The organism is Streptomyces melanosporofaciens (assembly GCF_900105695.1).
Lineage (GTDB): Bacteria > Actinomycetota > Actinomycetes > Streptomycetales > Streptomycetaceae > Streptomyces > Streptomyces antimycoticus.
On record NZ_FNST01000002.1, the window covers coordinates 8934639 to 8949875 of the forward strand.

Below are 15237 nucleotides of genomic sequence, written 5' to 3' on the forward strand. Positions count from 1 at the left end.
ATTGGTTCAGCCACTGGCGGACGAATTGGCTCAGCCATCGGCGGACGGTGGCCCATTGGCTCAGCCACCGGGCCGCGTATTGCCCGGCCGCCCTATAGAAGGGGTACCGGGCCGCCTTACGGCTGGCGCCGCCGGGCCCGGCGGGAGTATGCCTGTGACCATGCCCGACGACCGGCCGGAGGCCCCCTACCTGGAACTGCTCGTACGCGGCGCGCCCGCCGAGGCGTACGAGCGCCCGGTGCTGCGTGCCCGCGCCGACAAGGCCCCGGCCGACCGGCTGGCGGCCCTGGAGCACGCCAAGCTGCTCGCCCTGCGGGTGCGCGGCGAGCTGGAGGGGCGACGGCGCCGTGAGGCCGAGCTGTCCGCCCTCTACGAGACCGCCCACGACCTGGCGGGGCTGCGCGATCTGGACGCCGTGCTCCAGGCCATCGTGCAGCGCGCCCGCTCCCTGCTGGGCACCGAGGTCGCCTATCTGACGCTGAACGACCCGACGGCCGGTGACACCTATATGAGGGTCACCGACGGTTCGGTCTCGGCCCGCTTCCAGCAGCTGCGGCTCGGCATGGGGAGGGGCTCGGCGGTCTGGTGGCCCAGACCGCCCGCCCGTATGTCACCGAGAGCTACTTCCACGATCCGCGGTTCCAGCACACCCACACCATCGACGCGGGCGTCAGGGACGAGGGGCTCGTCGCCATCCTCGGGGTGCCGCTGCTGCTCGGCAGCGGTGTCATCGGTGTGCTGTTCGCGGCCGACCGCCGGGCCCGGGTGTTCGAACGCGAGCAGACGGCCCTGCTCGGTTCGTTCGCCGCCCACGCGGCCGTGGCCATCGACACCGCCCATCTGCTCGCCGAGACCCGTACGGCGCTCGCCGAGCTGGAGGCCGCCAACGAGATCATCCGGGACCGCAGCCGGGTCATCGAGCGCGCCTCCGAGGTCCACGACCGGCTCACCGAGCTGGTGCTGCGCGGTGGCGGGGTGCACGACGTGGCCGACGCCGTGGCCGAGGTGCTCAGCGGTTCCGTGGAGTTCCTCGAGGTCGACGAGGCGCCCGCGGCGGCCGTCGATCGGTCCCGGGCCGACGGCCACGCGGTGCGCGACGGCGAGGAGGACTGGGTCGCCGCCGTCTCGGCGGGTGGCGAACTGCTCGGCGCGCTCGTGCTGCGCGGCCACCCCCGGCTCGACCCCGTGGACCAGCGCACCCTGGAGCGCGCCGCGATGGTCACCTCGCTGCTGCAGCTCGCCCGCCGCTCGGCGGGTGAGGCCGAACAGCGGGTGCGCGGCGAGCTCCTGGACGACCTGCTCGACACCCCCGACCGCGAGCCCCGGCTGCTGCGCGAGCGGGCCGCGCGGCTCCGGGCGGACCTGGACACGCCCCATGTGGTGCTTGCCGCGGGTATCGAGGCCCCGGACACCGGCAACCCCACCACCGGTCCCGGCGGCGCACCCGGAAGCGGCCCCGGCGCCACACCCGGAAGCAGATCAGGCGGCGTACATGGCGGCGGATCCGGTGGCGCGCCCGCCGAGGACGCCGAGGGCCGTCGGCGGCTGTGGTCCGCCGCGTCCCATCTGGCGGTCACCCGGCACGGCCTGGCCGCCACCCGCGACGGCGGCACCGTGCTGCTGCTGCCGCTGGCCGACGGCGACACCGCCGACGCCCTCGCCCGCCGCACCGCCCGGCAGCTGGGCACCGCCGTACACGCCGCGGTCACCGTCGGCGCCTCCGCACCCGTCCCCGCGCCCGCCGCACGGCCCGGGGAGGTCGCCGCGGGCTATGCCGAGGCGCGGCGTTGTCTGGCCGCCCTGCGGGTGCTGGGCCGGGCCGGACAGGGAGCCGCCGCCGAGGACTTCGGCTTTCTCGGCCTGCTGCTGGCCGGTACCCGCGAGGGCGCCCCGGACGGCACCGGCGTCCAGGACTTCGTGACCCGCACCGTGGGCGCGGTCATCGACTACGACGAGCGGCGCGGCACCGAGCTGATCCGCACCCTCGACGCGTACTTCGCGGGCGGCATGAGCCCGGCCCGTACCAAGGACGCCCTCCACGTGCACGTCAACACGGTGGCGCAGCGGCTGGAGCGGGTCGGGCGGCTGCTCGGCCCCGACTGGCAGTCGCCCGCCCGCTCCCTGGAGATCCAGCTCGCCCTGCGGCTGCACCGCCTGGCCTCGGCCGTGGGCTACTGAGCCGAGGCCGAACGGGCCGTGTGCTCCGCCGCCTCCGATGCCGGCCGCGGGGACGGGGCCGAGGTCGGTTCGACGGCGGCCAGATCGCGGTCCCGGGTCTCCTTGGCGACGCCCACGGCCACCAGGGTGAGCAGGGCCGCCGCGATCACATAGAGGGCGATCGGGGTCGCGCTGCCGTAGTCGGCCAGGAGCGCGGTGGCGATCAGCGGGGCGGGCGCACCGGCCGCGACGGACGCGAACTGCGCCCCGATGGACGCCCCCGAGTACCGCATCCGGGTCGCGAACATCTCGGAGAAGAAGGCCGCCTGGGGGGCGTACATCGCCCCGTGGAAGACCAGCCCGACCGTCACGGCGAGCAAGAGGGCCGGGAAGCCCTTGGTGTCGATGAGCAGGAAGAACGGGAAGGCCCACGCGCCCACGCCCACCGCGCCCAGCAGATACACCGGGCGGCGCCCGATCCGGTCCGACAGCGCGCCCCATGCCGGGATGACCGCGAAGTGCACGGCCGAGGCGATCAGTACGGCGTTGAGCGCGGTCTGCTTGCCGAGGCCCACATGGTCGGAGGTCGCGTAGACCAGGACGAAGGCGGTGATGACGTAGTAGCTGATGTTCTCGGCCATTCGCGCGCCCATGGCGATCAGCACATCCCGCCAGTGGTGGCGCAGGACCGCCACCAGCGGCATCTTCTCGGTGGCCGCCTCACCCGCGGTCACCTTACGGGCCTCGGCGCGGGCCTGCGCCGCCTTGAACACCGGCGATTCATCGACAGAGAGACGAATCCACAGGCCGACCAGTACCAGCACACCGGAGAGCAGGAACGGCACCCGCCACCCCCACGCCTCGAAGGCGTCGTCGGAGAGCAGGGCGGTGAGCGCGGAGAGCACCCCCGTGGCCAGCAACTGCCCGGCCGGGGCGCCGGTCTGCGGCCAGGACGCCCAGAACCCGCGCCGCCGCGCGTCCCCGTGCTCCGACACCAGCAGCACTGCCCCGCCCCATTCGCCGCCGAGCGCGAATCCCTGGATCAGGCGCAGCGCGGTGAGCAGTACGGGCGCCGCCGAACCGACCGTGGCGTGGGTGGGCAGCAGCCCGATGGCGCAGGTCGCGCCGCCCATCAGCAGCAGACTCAGGATCAGCAGCTTCTTACGGCCGAGCCGGTCGCCGTAATGGCCGAAGACCAGGGCGCCGACCGGCCGGGCGGCGAAGCCGACCGCGTAGGTCAGGAACGACAGCAGCGTGCCGACGAGCGGATCGGAATCCGGGAAGAAGAGCTTGTTGAAGACCAGCGCGGCCGCCGAGCCGTAGAGGAAGAAGTCGTACCACTCGATGGTGGTGCCGATGAGGCTCGCGGCGACGATGCGCTTGAGGCTGCCGGGCGTCGGTGGAGCGGGAGCTGCGGAGGACATGTGCGCCACTTCCTCGTGTGCGGTGGGGACGGGTACGTGTGGGGACACGGTAGGAAGTGGCAGGTCAGGGGCACATGTGATGGGACAACATAGTTCCATGGACAGGGGTGCGCGTGGCCCCCATGCCGGTGCTCGGGAAGGTGAGTGTCAGGCGGACACGCGTAGCGACGGCGCAGGCTCCGAGGGACGCCGCCCTCAGGAGAGTGAGGGGCGGTCGAGAGTGTCCAGGGCGACCTCGGCCACCGCCATGAGCGACTCGCGATCGGGACTGATCGCGCCCATGACCCGCAGACCGTGCATCGTCATGACGAGATACCGGGCCAGAACGCGCGCATCGTACTTGGCGGACAGTTGCCCGTCGGCCTGCGCCTCTTTGACGACGTGGCCCAGCGCGTCCTCCAGCATGTCCGAGGTGGACTGCACGTGGGCGGATACCTGCGGGTCATGGCCTGTCCGGCCGACCGCCGCACCGACCATCAGGCAGGCTCGTCGGCTCCCGTCGAGGACGATCTCGTCCACGGCCGCGACCAGGACCTCACGCAGGAGTTCGCGGCCCGGTGCGCCGTCGCGCAGGAGCTCGACGAGAGGGAGCGCGTACCGCTCCCGGTAGCGGTCCATGGCTGCCAGGTACAAGCCTTCCTTGCTGCCGAAGGCCGCGTAGAGCGAGCCGCGCCCCACGCCGGTGGCCTCTACCAGGTCCTGGATTGACGTGCCGTCGTAGCCGTTGAGGCGGAAGGTGTTCATCGCAGCCTCTACGGCGCTCTCGGTGTCGAACTCCCTGATGCGTGCCATGCGCGCAAGTATACGCACGTCAGAACGAACGGTACAGAATTCGCGAACAAGGGCCGTCCGGTCAGGTGCGAGCCTCGCGGCGCGTGGCCCACGTCATATCTTTATCGACCGGTCATTCCTGATAACGTGCAAGCGGCGGCACGGGAGCGAGCGGCTCCCGCTCGCCGTGAGGGGTGCTGATCCGCGCGCCCGTGATCTCAGAAACTCCCGGCACACGTGGCGTGGGCCCTGCCGGTCAATGAATGGAGCACAGATGTCCAACCGCCTGCAGTCAAAGGTGATCATCGTTACCGGGGGTAGCTCCGGCATGGGCGCGGCCACCGCCAAGAGGGTCGCCTCGGAAGGTGCGACGGTGGTCATCGGCGCCCGCGACAAGGCGCGGGGGGAAGCGGTCGCTGCGGAGATCACCGCCGACGGCGGCACGGCACTCTTCGTCCCGACCGACGTCACCGCTGAGGAGCAGGTTGCCCACTTGGTCGACGTCACGGTCAACGAGTTCGGCGGCCTGAACGGCGCCTTCAACAACGCGGGCGGTGGCAACAGCCACGGGACGATCCGTGAGGTGGAGGCGTCCTTCTGGGACAGTGTCGTCGCTCTCAACCTCACCAGCGTCTTCTACAGCCTCAAGCACGAGATCCCGGCGATCATCGCCAGCGGAGGCGGCTCCATCGTCAACAACGCGTCCGTGGTCGGCGCGGCAGGTGACCCTTCGGCCGTGGCCTATTCGGCCGCCAAGCATGGCGTCGTGGGTCTCACTCGCTCCGCGGCGCTCGACGCGGCCAAGGAGGGCGTGAGGGTCAATGCCCTGCTGACCGGCTTGGTGAACACCCCGCTGTGGCGAGGTTTCACCGAGAGCAATCCGGGCGCCGCGAACAGCATCCTCGAGCAGCAGCCGATCGGTCGGTCCGCCGACGTGAGCGAGATCGCCGCGTTCACGACCTTCCTGCTGAGCGACGAGAGCGGATTCATCAACGGTGCGGCTCTCGCCATCGACGGTGGCCTGACGGCCGGTTACTGAGGCCCGCGCGAAGAAGCGTATGACTGCGATTGCGCCCCCGAGAGAGGAAGCGGCGAAATGAAGGCTGTAGGAGTGTTCGGCTACGGCGACCCCGAGGTGCTCGAGGTCGTCGACATCCCACTCCCGGAGGTCGGACCCGGACAGATCCGCGTCCGTGTGCACGCGGTGTCGGTGAACCCGTCGGATGTCCTGCTGCGCAGGGGGTTCACCGACCCCATGCTCGCAGGGCGCCTGACCCCGCCGTACCGGCCCGGCATGGACGCGGCGGGCGTGGTTGACGAGATCGGCCGGGACACGGTCACCGATCTGCACGTGGGGGACCGTGTGATGGCAATCGTCATCCCCGTCGATCCTTCCGGGGGTGCCTATGCCGAGTACCTCGTCCTCGACGCGCGCCAGGTCGTGAGAGCGCCCGCCGGAACGACGCACGCCGAGGCGGCCACTCTTCCGATGAACGGGCTGACAGCGCGACGCGCCCTCGACGTACTCGACCTGGCCCCCGGCGACTGGATCGCCGTGACCGGCGCGGCAGGCGCTCTCGGCGGGTACACCGTGCAACTGGCCAAGGCGGACGGGCTGCGTGTAGTGGCGGATGCGGCCCCTGCCGATGAGGAATTGGTCCGCTCGCTGGGTGCTGACCGGGTTGTGGGCAGGGGGCCGGGCGTGGCCGAGCGCATCCGCGAGGTCGTTCCCGGCGGTGTCGAGGCCGTCATGGACGCCGCCGTCCTGGGGCCCGAGGCGCTTGCCGCCGTCCGGCCCGGGGGACAGATCGCCCTGGCGCGCAGCGAGGGAGAACCCGGTACCTCACCCCTCGGTGACACGGGCAAGGTGGCAGTCCGGAACGTCTTCGTGCCCGACTACCGCTACGCGCACGGGAAGCTGGATTCCCTGCGCGTGCTCGCGGAGGAGGGCCGCATCACCTTGCGCGTCGCCGCTGAGTACCCCGCCGACCAGGCAGCCGATGCTCATCGTCGTTTCGAGGCGGGCGGCGTGCGGGGCAGGCTCGTCCTGAGGTTCTGACCGCCGAGGCCCGCTGAAGTCGGAGGTGACGCGGCCGGGACTCGTAGGTGCGGCGGCCCCGGCCCGTGCGGGCTTCGGTCCGGGGCGTCGTACGGAGCGGCATCCGGTGCCCGGCCGGGTGCCGTGGTCCGGCCCCTTGCGCGTCAAGGGCCGGTCGCCCCCTAGTCGGCCCGTCCGATACGCGGCCGTCGCACCTTGCCGAGCTGGAGCATGGCGGCGCCGAGCTGGTCCCCGGTGAGCGAGGGGGCCGGGAGCGGGTGGGACCCCTCGGGGCGCAGCCCGTCGAGCAGCAGGGCCAGATAGCGGCGCCAGGCCAGCGGCGCGGCGACGGTCGAGCCGGGGACCGCGCGGCCGAGCGCGGCCAGCAGGAACAGCAGGTCCTCCGCGGTGGCGTCCTCACGGGCCGCGCCCTGCTGCTGGGCGCGGCGCAGAAGGACGTCGAGCGTCTTGTGGTTCTCCTTACGGAGCGCGTCGAGCGAGGGGACGCCCTGGATGTTGGTGGTCATCAGGTCGTTGGTGCCCCGGTCGGCGGCGAGCAGCCCGAATATGCGCTCCAGATAGGCCGTCAGGCCGACCCAGGCGTCCGGCGCCGAGCGGGCCTCCTCGGCGGCCCGCAGGATGTCCCGCAGGGAATCGCCGAATACCGCCTCGATGAGTTCCGCCCGGCCGGCGAACCGCCGGTAGAGAGTGGCGCTGCCGACTCCGGCCCGACGGGCGATGTCGTCGAGCGGGGCGTCCACGCCCTGATCCGTGTAGATCTCCCGGGCGGCAGCTATCAGCATCTCGCGGTTGCGCCGTGCGTCTCGGCGCAACGGTGTCTCTTTCTCCACACGGCTGCCCATGGCCCGCAACCCTAACACTAACCGGGGGAATCTCTCCGGTTAGGTGTTCAGATCATCGAAGGAACGGGGAACCATCCCCGATTCCGGCTTCGGGGAAGCCGCAATCGGCGCCTGCCGGAGGGCGTGATCGACGGCCGCCCCGGCCGGGGACGCTCGACGGCCCGCCCCCCGCCCCGCCCCGGCCCGCCCCGCTCGGCGGACCGCGGTGGGCGCCCACCGCAATCCGAGCGGCAGGGTGTTCACCGCGGTCCGAGGGGGAGGGCGTTCAGCGTGGTTCCGGAATCATGCGCAGCGGACCGGCGGTGAGGCTCATCTGGGGCCTCGGCCGGATCTTCGTCCGCGGAATCGGTCGCATCCGCCAGCGGCCCGCGATCGCGGCCAGGGCGAGTGTCGCCTCCGTCATGCCGAAGACGTCGCCGATGCACTTCCGGCTGCCACCGCCGAACGGCAGATACGCGCCGCGGGCCACGTCCTTGGCCCGCTCGGGGAGCCAGCGGTCGGGGTCGAAGGACTCCGGGTCGGGGAAGAGGGCCGGATCGCGGTGCAGCACATACGGGCTGATCAGCACGTCCGACGCCGGGGGCAGTCGCCGCCCGCCGAGCTCGGTGGCCTCGGTGGTGGTCCGGGTGAACAGCCATGCGGGCGGGAAGAGCCGCAGCGCCTCGCTGAACACCCGCTGGGTGTAGGCGAGCCGGAGGACGTCGGCGTAGCGCGGGGCCCGCCCGCCCAGCACCTCGTCGACCTCGGCGTGCAGCGCGGCCTCGGCCCGGGGATTGCGGCCGAGCAGGAACCAGGCCCAGGTCAGCGCGGAGGCAGTGGTCTCGATCCCGGCCAGCAGCAGGGTCATGACCTGGTCGTGGATCTCCTGGTCCGACATCGTGCCGCCGGTCTCGTCGTCCTGTGCGGCGAAGAGCGCGGACAGCACATCGCCGCGGTCGCCGTCGTCCGCCCGCTTGTAGCCGTCGATCATGCGGTCGATGAGCTGGTTGAGCCGGGCGAGCGCGTCGTCGAAGCGCCGGTTCGCCGCGAGCGGGAGCTTGGCCAGCAGCCCGGTGGGGTCGATCGCCTGCCGGTAGGCGCCCTCCACGACGATGGGCAGACAGCGCTGGATCTCGGCCACGGCATGCGGCGCCATATCGGTCGAGAAGAGCGCACGGGCCGTCACCCGCGCGGTGAGCGCGAGCATCTCATGGCTGACGTCGAGGGGCCGGCCCGCCGTCCACGCCGTCGACTCGGCCTCGCACTCCTCCTCCATCACCTCGGCGTACGTGGCGATCCGGGCGGCCTGGAAGGCGGGCTGCACCAGCCGGCGCTGCCGTCGGTGGTCCGCCCAGTCGGAGGTGATCAGGCCGTTGCCCAGGATGGGCTTCGCCTTCTCCTTGACCGGCCCGCCGGTGTCGTAGATCCGCGCGTTCACCAGCACCTGCTGGACCAGCTCCGGATGACAGGGCAGAAAGACCGGCCGGGGCCCCAGCCGGAGCTCGACCAGATCGCCGTAGGCGGGCAGGGAGGCCAGGAACTGAAGCGGCTTGCGGCCCATCAGCAGGGCATGGCCGGCCAGCGGAAGCCCGCCGGGGGCGAGGGCGTGCCGCCAGTGGCGCGTCGCCGGGTGCTGCGCGGTCCTCATGCGGAAGATGTCCTTCGCTCGCGAGGTGGAGTACGGAACGTACGGGGCGTCCGGTCCGGGGTGGGCCCCGGACCGGACGTCGTCAGCGCGGCTCGCACACCATGGGCAGCGGGCCGGGTTCGAGCGTCGCCTTCGGCTCGGGGCGCAACGTCGTCCCGGGCACCGGGCGAAGACGCCACCGACTCGCGATCGTCGCCACGATCAGGGCGGTCTCGGTCAGCGCCAGGACGTCCCCGATGCACTTGTGGCTGCCCGCGCCGAACGGGAGCAGCGCCCCGCGCGGCACGTCCTTGGCCCGGTCGGGAAGCCAGCGCTCCGGGTCGAACCGCTCGGGTTCGGGGAACAGTTCGGGGTTGTGGTGCAGCGCCTGGGCGCTGTACAGGATCATCGTGCCCGCCGGGATGGTCCGCCCACCGAGGTCGGTCTCGGCCGCCGTGACCCGCATCGCCATCCAGGACGGCGGATACAGCCGCAGCGACTCGGTGATGACCCCGCGGGTGTACTCCAGGGACGGCAGGTCCTCGAAGGTGGGCGAACGTCCCTCGAGGACCTCGTCGATCTCGGCGTGCACCCGCTTCTCCACCTCCGGGTGGGCGCCCAGGAGATGGAAGACGAAGGCGAGCGTCGAGGCGGTGGTCTCGCTCCCGGCGACCAGGAAGGTGACCACCTGGTCGAGGACCTCGCCGTCGTCCAGCCCCTCGCCGGTCTCGGGGTGTTCGGCGCGCAGCAGCGTGGAGAGCAGATCGCCGTGGTCGGCGCCGGAGCGCCGGCGGTCGCGGATCATCTCGTCCACGATTCTCCGCAGCCGGGCATTGGCCCGGTCATAGCGGCGGTTGCCCGGGTGGGGAGCTTCTCCATGATGCCCAAAGGCGCCATGGTGCGCTTGTAGATGCCGTGCGAGACGATGCGCAGACAGTGGCGGGCCTCGTCGATCGTCGCCTCGTCGATACCGGTGGAGAACAGCGTCCGCGCGGCGACCCGCATCAGCAGGCCGTGCATGGTGTCGCTGATGTCCAGCGTCCGCCCCGGCTCCCAGGAGCCGATCGCGGCGCGGGTGTCATCGGCGACCGCGGCGGTGTAGTCGGCGATCTTCGGGGTGTGGAACGCGGGCTGGATCATCCGCCGCTGCGTGCGGTGGTCCTCGCCCCGGGAGACCGAGAGGCTGTTGCCGAGCAGCTGGCGCGCCTTGTCGAAGACCCCGCCCTTGTCGAACACACGGGGATTGAGCAGCACATGGCGGACCAGCTCGGGATGACAGGCCAGATAGGCGCGGCTGGGCCCCAGCCTGACCTCCACCAGATCGCCGTGGGCGGGCAGGGAGGCCAGGAACTGCAGCGGACGGCGCCAGAGCGCCACGGTGTGCCCCAGCAGCGGCACCGAGCCGGGCGCCGTGCCGGTGGTCCAGGAGCGCTCCGGCTGTGCGGAGCTCGTCGCGGGAGTCACGGTTCCCCGTTCCCTTACTGGATACGAGAGTTGACGTCGTTGACGGCCGTTTTGTAGCGCTTGTTGCTGATGGTCCAGACGAAGTTGCCGTAGATCAGATCGAGGAAGACGTCCTGTGTCAGCCGGTCGAACACCTTGATGCACTCGATGTCCTCGATCATGTCATCGAGCCGGGCCTGGAAGAACTCCTTGAACGCGGTCTCGTCGCTCACATCGCAGAGCCGGAAACAGTTGGTGATCTGGCCCAGCGAGACCTCGCGGTCATAGGAGTAGAAGTCGTTGACGATGGTGAGTCCGCGGGTGGTCATCCGCGCGGCCAGGCTTGTCTTGGCGTGTTCGGTGAACTCCGGATGCCGGTAGATCGGGTACGACATCTTCATCCAGAAGTCGACACCGATGTCCGTGACCCGGAATCGGAAATACTGCTCCGGGGACGTGGTGCACAGCGCCGCCTTGATGGGCGAGTTGCGGAACATATGGTCGCTGGTGACGAAGGCGCGCGCGGCCTCGTACGCGACCTGCGCGTCCTCGGGGCTGTAGTACTTCTCGCAGATCGCGCGCAGTCGCGGCAGGAAGAGGTCGAAGTCATGCAGTGCGGGATCCATGTCGTCCCACACGAATGTCACGCAGTTCAGGACGCAGACGGCCTTGAACGCCTCCATGTCCTTGATATGGCGGGGACTCTGGGACCACAGCACCACCCCCATATAGGAGATCCAGCGCTCATCGGAAACCGATTTACCGAGGGGGGCCACCGCCGCGTTGCAGTCGTCTATGACCTCGCGCAGTTCGGCGTCGGTCAATTCGACCTTGGTGGGCCGGGTGACGACATAGCGGTCGAACATCTCCTGGAAGCGGCCGGTGCATTCCTCCAGGTACGGGCGGACGCTGCTCCGGTTGATGTCCTGGGCCCCGGCCGTGGAAAGTCCTGTCGTCATGAGTTCCTCACAGTGGCCATGCGGGCGATCAGCTTCAGCGCGTTGACCGCGTCCGCGGTGAATGGGGCGTCGTCGAGGGCCCGCAGGGCCTGTGTCCGGCGGTCGTCGATCATCTGCTCGACGGCCTCCCGGGCGGTGGTGGCGGCGAAGATCTCCTGGATGGTCACGGCGTCCCGCTCGTCCAGCAGCGGATTGCCGATGAGGCTGCGCAACCGCGCCGCCTGGGCGCTGTCGGAGCCGCGCAGGGCGAGCGCGATCAGGGTGGTGTTCTTCCCGGCCCGCAGGTCGTCCAGCTGGGACTTGCCGGTCGAATCCGGATCGCCGTACACGCCCAGCAGATCGTCGCGGAGCTGGAACGCCTCGCCGAGCGGCAGCGCGTAGGCGGTGAACGCCTCCATGGCCTCCGGGCCGGCGCCCGCGACGGCGGCTCCGACGTGCAGCGGACGCTCGATGGTGTACTTGGCGGTCTTGTACCGGTTGACGGTGAGGGTGGCCTCGACGTCGTCCGTCAGCTCCCCGGTGGCCTGCAGATCGAGGTACTGGCCCAGCATCACCTCGGTGCGCATCTCCGACAGCAGCGGCAGCACGGCCTCGAACTGTGCGGGGGTGAGGCCGGCCGAGTGCAGGAGTTCGTCCGACCAGGTGAGCGCGAGGTCGCCGAGCAATACCGCCCCGCTGACCCCGAACCGCTCGATCTGATCCGGCCTGCGGTCGGTGGCGCACAGCGCGGCCAGGGTGCGATGGATGGTGGGGCGGCCGCGGCGGGTGTCGCTGTCGTCCATGACGTCGTCGTGGATCAGCGCGAAGGCGTGGAACATCTCCAGGCAGGCGGCCACCCGGAACACCGCGTCGGTGTCCTCGCCGCCGCCGACGGCCTGCCAGCCGGTGACACACAACAGGGGCCGTATGCGTTTTCCGCCGGACAGGAAATCCTTGAGCAGTCCGGAGAGATACGGCAGATGGTGTTGCGGAGTGGTACGGGCCTTGGCCGTCAGAAAGTCTTCGAGTACGACGTCCACCGACTCGCGGACGGTATCCGCGTCCAAGCGGCCGGGGCTGAGCGTGGGTGTGGTCATGCGACTGACTCCTCCACGTCGAAATGTCGATATCCGTTGATTAAGGAGAAGAAAACAGGCACGCGGAAACCCTTGCTTCTCCGGAAAAGATGGATTGCCGTCCGCGCTGTGTGCGGCACCATGAAGGCAGAAGCGGCGGTGCAACCGCTGCCTCATGGTCGATGTGTCGAACGCGCCGCGACGGGCGCGAAGATCAGACGCTCAAGGAACCATGAGATCGGCGCGGTCGGGTCATTTCCGCACGTGGAATGCGAGCCAGCCCGCAACGGGGCCCTGGCCGGTGGGACGCCCGCGTCGGCATCATCGGTTCGATGGATGCCAGGTGTGCGCGGGCACACTCAATTACGCCCATTTATTCCCCCTGAGTGCCGCCGGTCCCCCCACTCGGACATCAGCAGTCTAGACGCAAGATCGACGGATTCGGAAGCCCGTTCTGGTATCGCGCCTATCACTTGACGGCCGGGAGCCGGTGAGGTCTCGCCGTGCGCGAGGCGGTCCGAAACGGGCAACTCGCCCCGTACGCGGCGAGCATCAGGGGAATAAACGGCCCGCAATATTGCGACGGAGGGTTCGTTGAAGACTGAACGGGGCCTCGCCTTCGCCGGCGGAGCCCCGTTCAATAGCTGTGCGCTGTCCGAAGCCGTGCGCTGTCCGATCTTGTGGTGCCGGACCTCGCGGTGTCAGGCGTAGCCGTGTCAGACCTTGCGGTAGTCGTACGCCTCCGAGGCCGCCTGGAGCACCCCGTCCACATCCGCCCCGGTAGAGGCGGTGACGAGCGCCGCGACCGCCCCCTCCACGAGCGGCGCGTCCACCAATCGGGTGCCCTCCGGCAGTTCATCGCCCTCGGCCAGCAGCGCCTTGACGGCCAGAACCGCGCTGCCCAGGTCCACCAGGACCGCCACTCCGGCGCCCTGGTCGACCGCCTGGGCCGCCTCCGCTATGAGCTCCGGACTGGTGCCGAACCCGCCGTCCGCGGTGCCGCCCGCGGCGCGGACCGGTGCCGCGCCGCCGCCGGACAGCCCCTTCGCCATCTCGGCCACCGAGTCCGCCACCGCCGCGCTGTGCGACACCAGCACTATGCCGACCAGCTTCTTCTCACCCTCGTCGGTCATCGGGCCGCCTCCGCCAGTGCCGCGATGAGCAGCGCGGACGAGGTGGCGCCCGGGTCCTGGTGGCCGACGCTGCGCTCACCCAGATAGCTGGCCCTGCCCTTGCGCGCCAGCATGGGCACGGTGGCCAGCGCGCCCTTCTCGGCGGCCTCGCCCGCGGCCGCGAACGACCCGGTGGCCCCGCCCAGCGCCTCGACGGCGGGGAGCAGAGCGTCCAGCATCGTCTTGTCGCCGGGCGCGGCGCCGCCGAGCTGCGCCACCGCGTCCACCCCGGCCCGCAGCGCGTCCGCCAGCTGCTGCGGGGTGATCTGCTCGGCGTCGCCGAGCGCCTTGCCGGCCCGCCGCAGCAGCGTTCCGTACAGCGGTCCGGAGGCCCCGCCCACCTTGGAGATCAGCTGGCGCCCGGCCAGGATGAGCGTGGCCCCGGGCGAGCCCGGCGGCTCCTTCTCCAGCGCCTCGGCCACGGCGGCGAAGCCGCGCTGCATATTGGTGCCGTGGTCGGCGTCGCCGATCGCGGAGTCAAGATCGGTGAGACGGGCCGCCTCATGGCTCACGGACGTGGCCGCGGCGGTGAGCCATCGGAGGAAGAAAGGGGTGTCGAGCGTGTCATCGACGGCGGGTTCACTGCTGGACACAGGCGCCTCCTCGGTCGTAGCCAACGGCGACAGCGTACGTATCGGGGGCCGGCCGGCCTCAGGCACCCCAGCGCAGCCCGGCGGTCCGCACGGGCGCGTCCCACAGCCGCAGGAGGTCCTCGTCGACCTGGCACAGCGTGATCGAGGCGCCCGCCATGTCGAGTGACGTGACGTAGTTGCCGACGAGCGTACGCGCCACCGCCACCTGCCGCTCGCCGAGCGCCCGGTGCACCTCGGCGGCGAAGCCGTACAGCTCGAGCTGCGGGGTCGCGCCCATGCCGTTGACCAGGAGCAGCACCGGGCTCTCCGGGCGCAGGTCCTCGACCACCACCTGCACCGCGTAGTCGGCGATCTCGTGGGAGGTCATCATCGCCCGCCGTTCACGCCCCGGCTCGCCGTGGATGCCCACGCCCAACTCAAGCTCCCCGGCGGGCAGTTCGAAGGTGGGGCCGCCCTTGGACGGGGTGGAACAGGGGCTGAGCGCGACGCCGAAGCTCCGCGAGAGCTCGTTCACCCGCCGGGCGATCGACTCCACCCGCTCCAGCGGCGCGCCCTCGGCGGCCGCCGCGCCCGCGATCTTCTCCACGAACAGGGTGGCCCCGGTGCCGCGACGGCCTGCCGTGTAGAGGCTGTCGGTCACTGCCACATCGTCGTTGACCAGGACCTTCGCGACCTGGATGCCCTCGTCCTCGGCGAGCTCGGCGGCCATGTCGAAGTTGAGCACATCGCCCGTGTAGTTCTTGATGATGAACAGCACGCCCTTGCCGCTGTCCACCGCCGCCGCGGCGCGCACCATCTGATCCGGTACGGGGGAGGTGAACACCTCGCCGGGGCAGGCGGCGTCGAGCATGCCGCTCCCCACGAAACCGCCGTGCAGCGGCTCATGTCCCGATCCGCCGCCGGAGACCAGTCCCACCTTGCCCTCGACCGGCGCGTCCCGCCGGACGATCACCCGGTTCTCGACGTCGACGATCAGTTCGGGGTGGCAGGCGGCCATTCCGCGCAGCGCGTCGGCGACCACCGTCTCGGGGACGTTGATGAGCATCTTCATGGGTGTGTCCGTCCTCCGCCGGATGGGGGCTGTGCACCGCTGCAACAGCCTACGGATCCGTCGCCTCCATGGCACCCCTTGGACACTGAGCCGGATGGCCTAATA

General features: G+C 70.7%; 13 protein-coding genes and 1 pseudogene. 3 read left to right on the forward strand and 11 right to left on the reverse strand.

The window, feature by feature from the left end:
- Nucleotides 1-148 precede the first annotated feature (148 nt).
- A pseudogene (locus BLV72_RS40920) lies at nucleotides 149-2178 on the forward strand (helix-turn-helix domain-containing protein).
- On the opposite strand, the gene BLV72_RS40925 reads toward BLV72_RS40920, so the two are convergent.
- The gene (locus BLV72_RS40925; RefSeq protein WP_093468814.1) at nucleotides 2172-3581 is read right to left on the reverse strand and encodes an MFS transporter; all 1410 of its coding nucleotides are present in this window, start codon (nucleotides 3579-3581) and stop codon (nucleotides 2172-2174) included. The pseudogene BLV72_RS40920 and the gene BLV72_RS40925 overlap by 7 nt on opposite strands.
- A gap of 195 nt (nucleotides 3582-3776) precedes the next feature.
- Nucleotides 3777-4373 (reverse strand): TetR/AcrR family transcriptional regulator, encoded by a 597-nt coding sequence (locus BLV72_RS40930; RefSeq protein WP_093468816.1) that lies wholly within the window; start codon nucleotides 4371-4373, stop codon nucleotides 3777-3779.
- A 253-nt stretch (nucleotides 4374-4626) separates the two neighbouring features.
- On the opposite strand from BLV72_RS40930, the gene BLV72_RS40935 reads away from it, so the two are divergent.
- Both BLV72_RS40935 and BLV72_RS40940 read left to right on the forward strand, forming a co-directional pair.
- On the forward strand, nucleotides 4627-5391 hold the full coding sequence (locus tag BLV72_RS40935) for an SDR family NAD(P)-dependent oxidoreductase (protein WP_093468817.1): 765 nt from the start codon (nucleotides 4627-4629) through the stop codon (nucleotides 5389-5391).
- Nucleotides 5392-5448: 57 nt separating this feature from the next.
- Complete coding sequence (locus BLV72_RS40940; RefSeq protein ID WP_093468819.1) at nucleotides 5449-6411, forward strand: quinone oxidoreductase family protein; 963 nt, start codon at nucleotides 5449-5451, stop codon at nucleotides 6409-6411.
- Nucleotides 6412-6572: 161 nt separating this feature from the next.
- Here BLV72_RS40940 and BLV72_RS40945 read toward each other — a convergent pair whose 3' ends face one another.
- From BLV72_RS40945 to dhaK, 9 genes are all read right to left on the reverse strand, one after another.
- The gene (locus BLV72_RS40945) at nucleotides 6573-7253 is read right to left on the reverse strand and encodes a TetR/AcrR family transcriptional regulator (protein WP_093468820.1); all 681 of its coding nucleotides are present in this window, start codon (nucleotides 7251-7253) and stop codon (nucleotides 6573-6575) included.
- 265 nt (nucleotides 7254-7518) lie between these two features.
- Nucleotides 7519-8880 carry a cytochrome P450 gene (locus tag BLV72_RS40950; protein WP_093468822.1) on the reverse strand — a complete coding sequence of 454 codons (1362 nt, stop codon included), beginning with the start codon at nucleotides 8878-8880 and terminating at the stop codon, nucleotides 7519-7521.
- 82 nt (nucleotides 8881-8962) lie between these two features.
- Nucleotides 8963-9664 (reverse strand): cytochrome P450, encoded by a 702-nt coding sequence (locus BLV72_RS51265; protein ID WP_280143063.1) that lies wholly within the window; start codon nucleotides 9662-9664, stop codon nucleotides 8963-8965.
- The gene (locus tag BLV72_RS51270) at nucleotides 9661-10323 is read right to left on the reverse strand and encodes a cytochrome P450 (RefSeq protein WP_280143040.1); all 663 of its coding nucleotides are present in this window, start codon (nucleotides 10321-10323) and stop codon (nucleotides 9661-9663) included. Before BLV72_RS51270 ends, BLV72_RS51265 begins: the two co-directional genes overlap by 4 nt.
- Before the next feature lie 14 nt (nucleotides 10324-10337).
- Entirely contained in the window at nucleotides 10338-11261 is a 924-nt protein-coding gene (locus tag BLV72_RS40960; protein WP_093468823.1) for a terpene synthase family protein, read from the reverse strand.
- Entirely contained in the window at nucleotides 11258-12337 is a 1080-nt protein-coding gene (locus BLV72_RS40965; protein WP_093468825.1) for a polyprenyl synthetase family protein, read from the reverse strand. Before BLV72_RS40965 ends, BLV72_RS40960 begins: the two co-directional genes overlap by 4 nt.
- A gap of 695 nt (nucleotides 12338-13032) precedes the next feature.
- Complete coding sequence (locus BLV72_RS40970; protein WP_093468826.1) at nucleotides 13033-13449, reverse strand: PTS-dependent dihydroxyacetone kinase phosphotransferase subunit DhaM; 417 nt, start codon at nucleotides 13447-13449, stop codon at nucleotides 13033-13035.
- A complete protein-coding gene (gene dhaL / locus BLV72_RS40975) occupies nucleotides 13446-14081 on the reverse strand; it encodes a dihydroxyacetone kinase subunit DhaL (protein ID WP_093468828.1) in 636 nt (211 codons plus the stop codon). Before dhaL ends, BLV72_RS40970 begins: the two co-directional genes overlap by 4 nt.
- Nucleotides 14082-14139: 58 nt before the next feature.
- Nucleotides 14140-15132 carry a dihydroxyacetone kinase subunit DhaK gene (gene dhaK / locus BLV72_RS40980; protein ID WP_093468829.1) on the reverse strand — a complete coding sequence of 331 codons (993 nt, stop codon included), beginning with the start codon at nucleotides 15130-15132 and terminating at the stop codon, nucleotides 14140-14142.
- Nucleotides 15133-15237: the final 105 nt, after the last annotated feature.

Coding starts and splice junctions, on each gene's coding strand:
- BLV72_RS40925 (WP_093468814.1), bottom strand. CDS start 3,581: ATGTCCTCCGCAGCTCCCGCTCCACCGACGCCCGGCAGCCTCAAGCGC.
- BLV72_RS40930 (WP_093468816.1), bottom strand. CDS start 4,373: ATGGCACGCATCAGGGAGTTCGACACCGAGAGCGCCGTAGAGGCTGCG.
- BLV72_RS40935 (WP_093468817.1), top strand. CDS start 4,627: ATGTCCAACCGCCTGCAGTCAAAGGTGATCATCGTTACCGGGGGTAGC.
- BLV72_RS40940 (WP_093468819.1), top strand. CDS start 5,449: ATGAAGGCTGTAGGAGTGTTCGGCTACGGCGACCCCGAGGTGCTCGAG.
- BLV72_RS40945 (WP_093468820.1), bottom strand. CDS start 7,253: ATGGGCAGCCGTGTGGAGAAAGAGACACCGTTGCGCCGAGACGCACGG.
- BLV72_RS40950 (WP_093468822.1), bottom strand. CDS start 8,880: ATGAGGACCGCGCAGCACCCGGCGACGCGCCACTGGCGGCACGCCCTC.
- BLV72_RS51265 (WP_280143063.1), bottom strand. CDS start 9,664: ATGATCCGCGACCGCCGGCGCTCCGGCGCCGACCACGGCGATCTGCTC.
- BLV72_RS40960 (WP_093468823.1), bottom strand. CDS start 11,261: ATGACGACAGGACTTTCCACGGCCGGGGCCCAGGACATCAACCGGAGC.
- BLV72_RS40965 (WP_093468825.1), bottom strand. CDS start 12,337: ATGACCACACCCACGCTCAGCCCCGGCCGCTTGGACGCGGATACCGTC.
- BLV72_RS40970 (WP_093468826.1), bottom strand. CDS start 13,449: ATGACCGACGAGGGTGAGAAGAAGCTGGTCGGCATAGTGCTGGTGTCG.
- dhaK (WP_093468829.1), bottom strand. CDS start 15,132: ATGAAGATGCTCATCAACGTCCCCGAGACGGTGGTCGCCGACGCGCTG.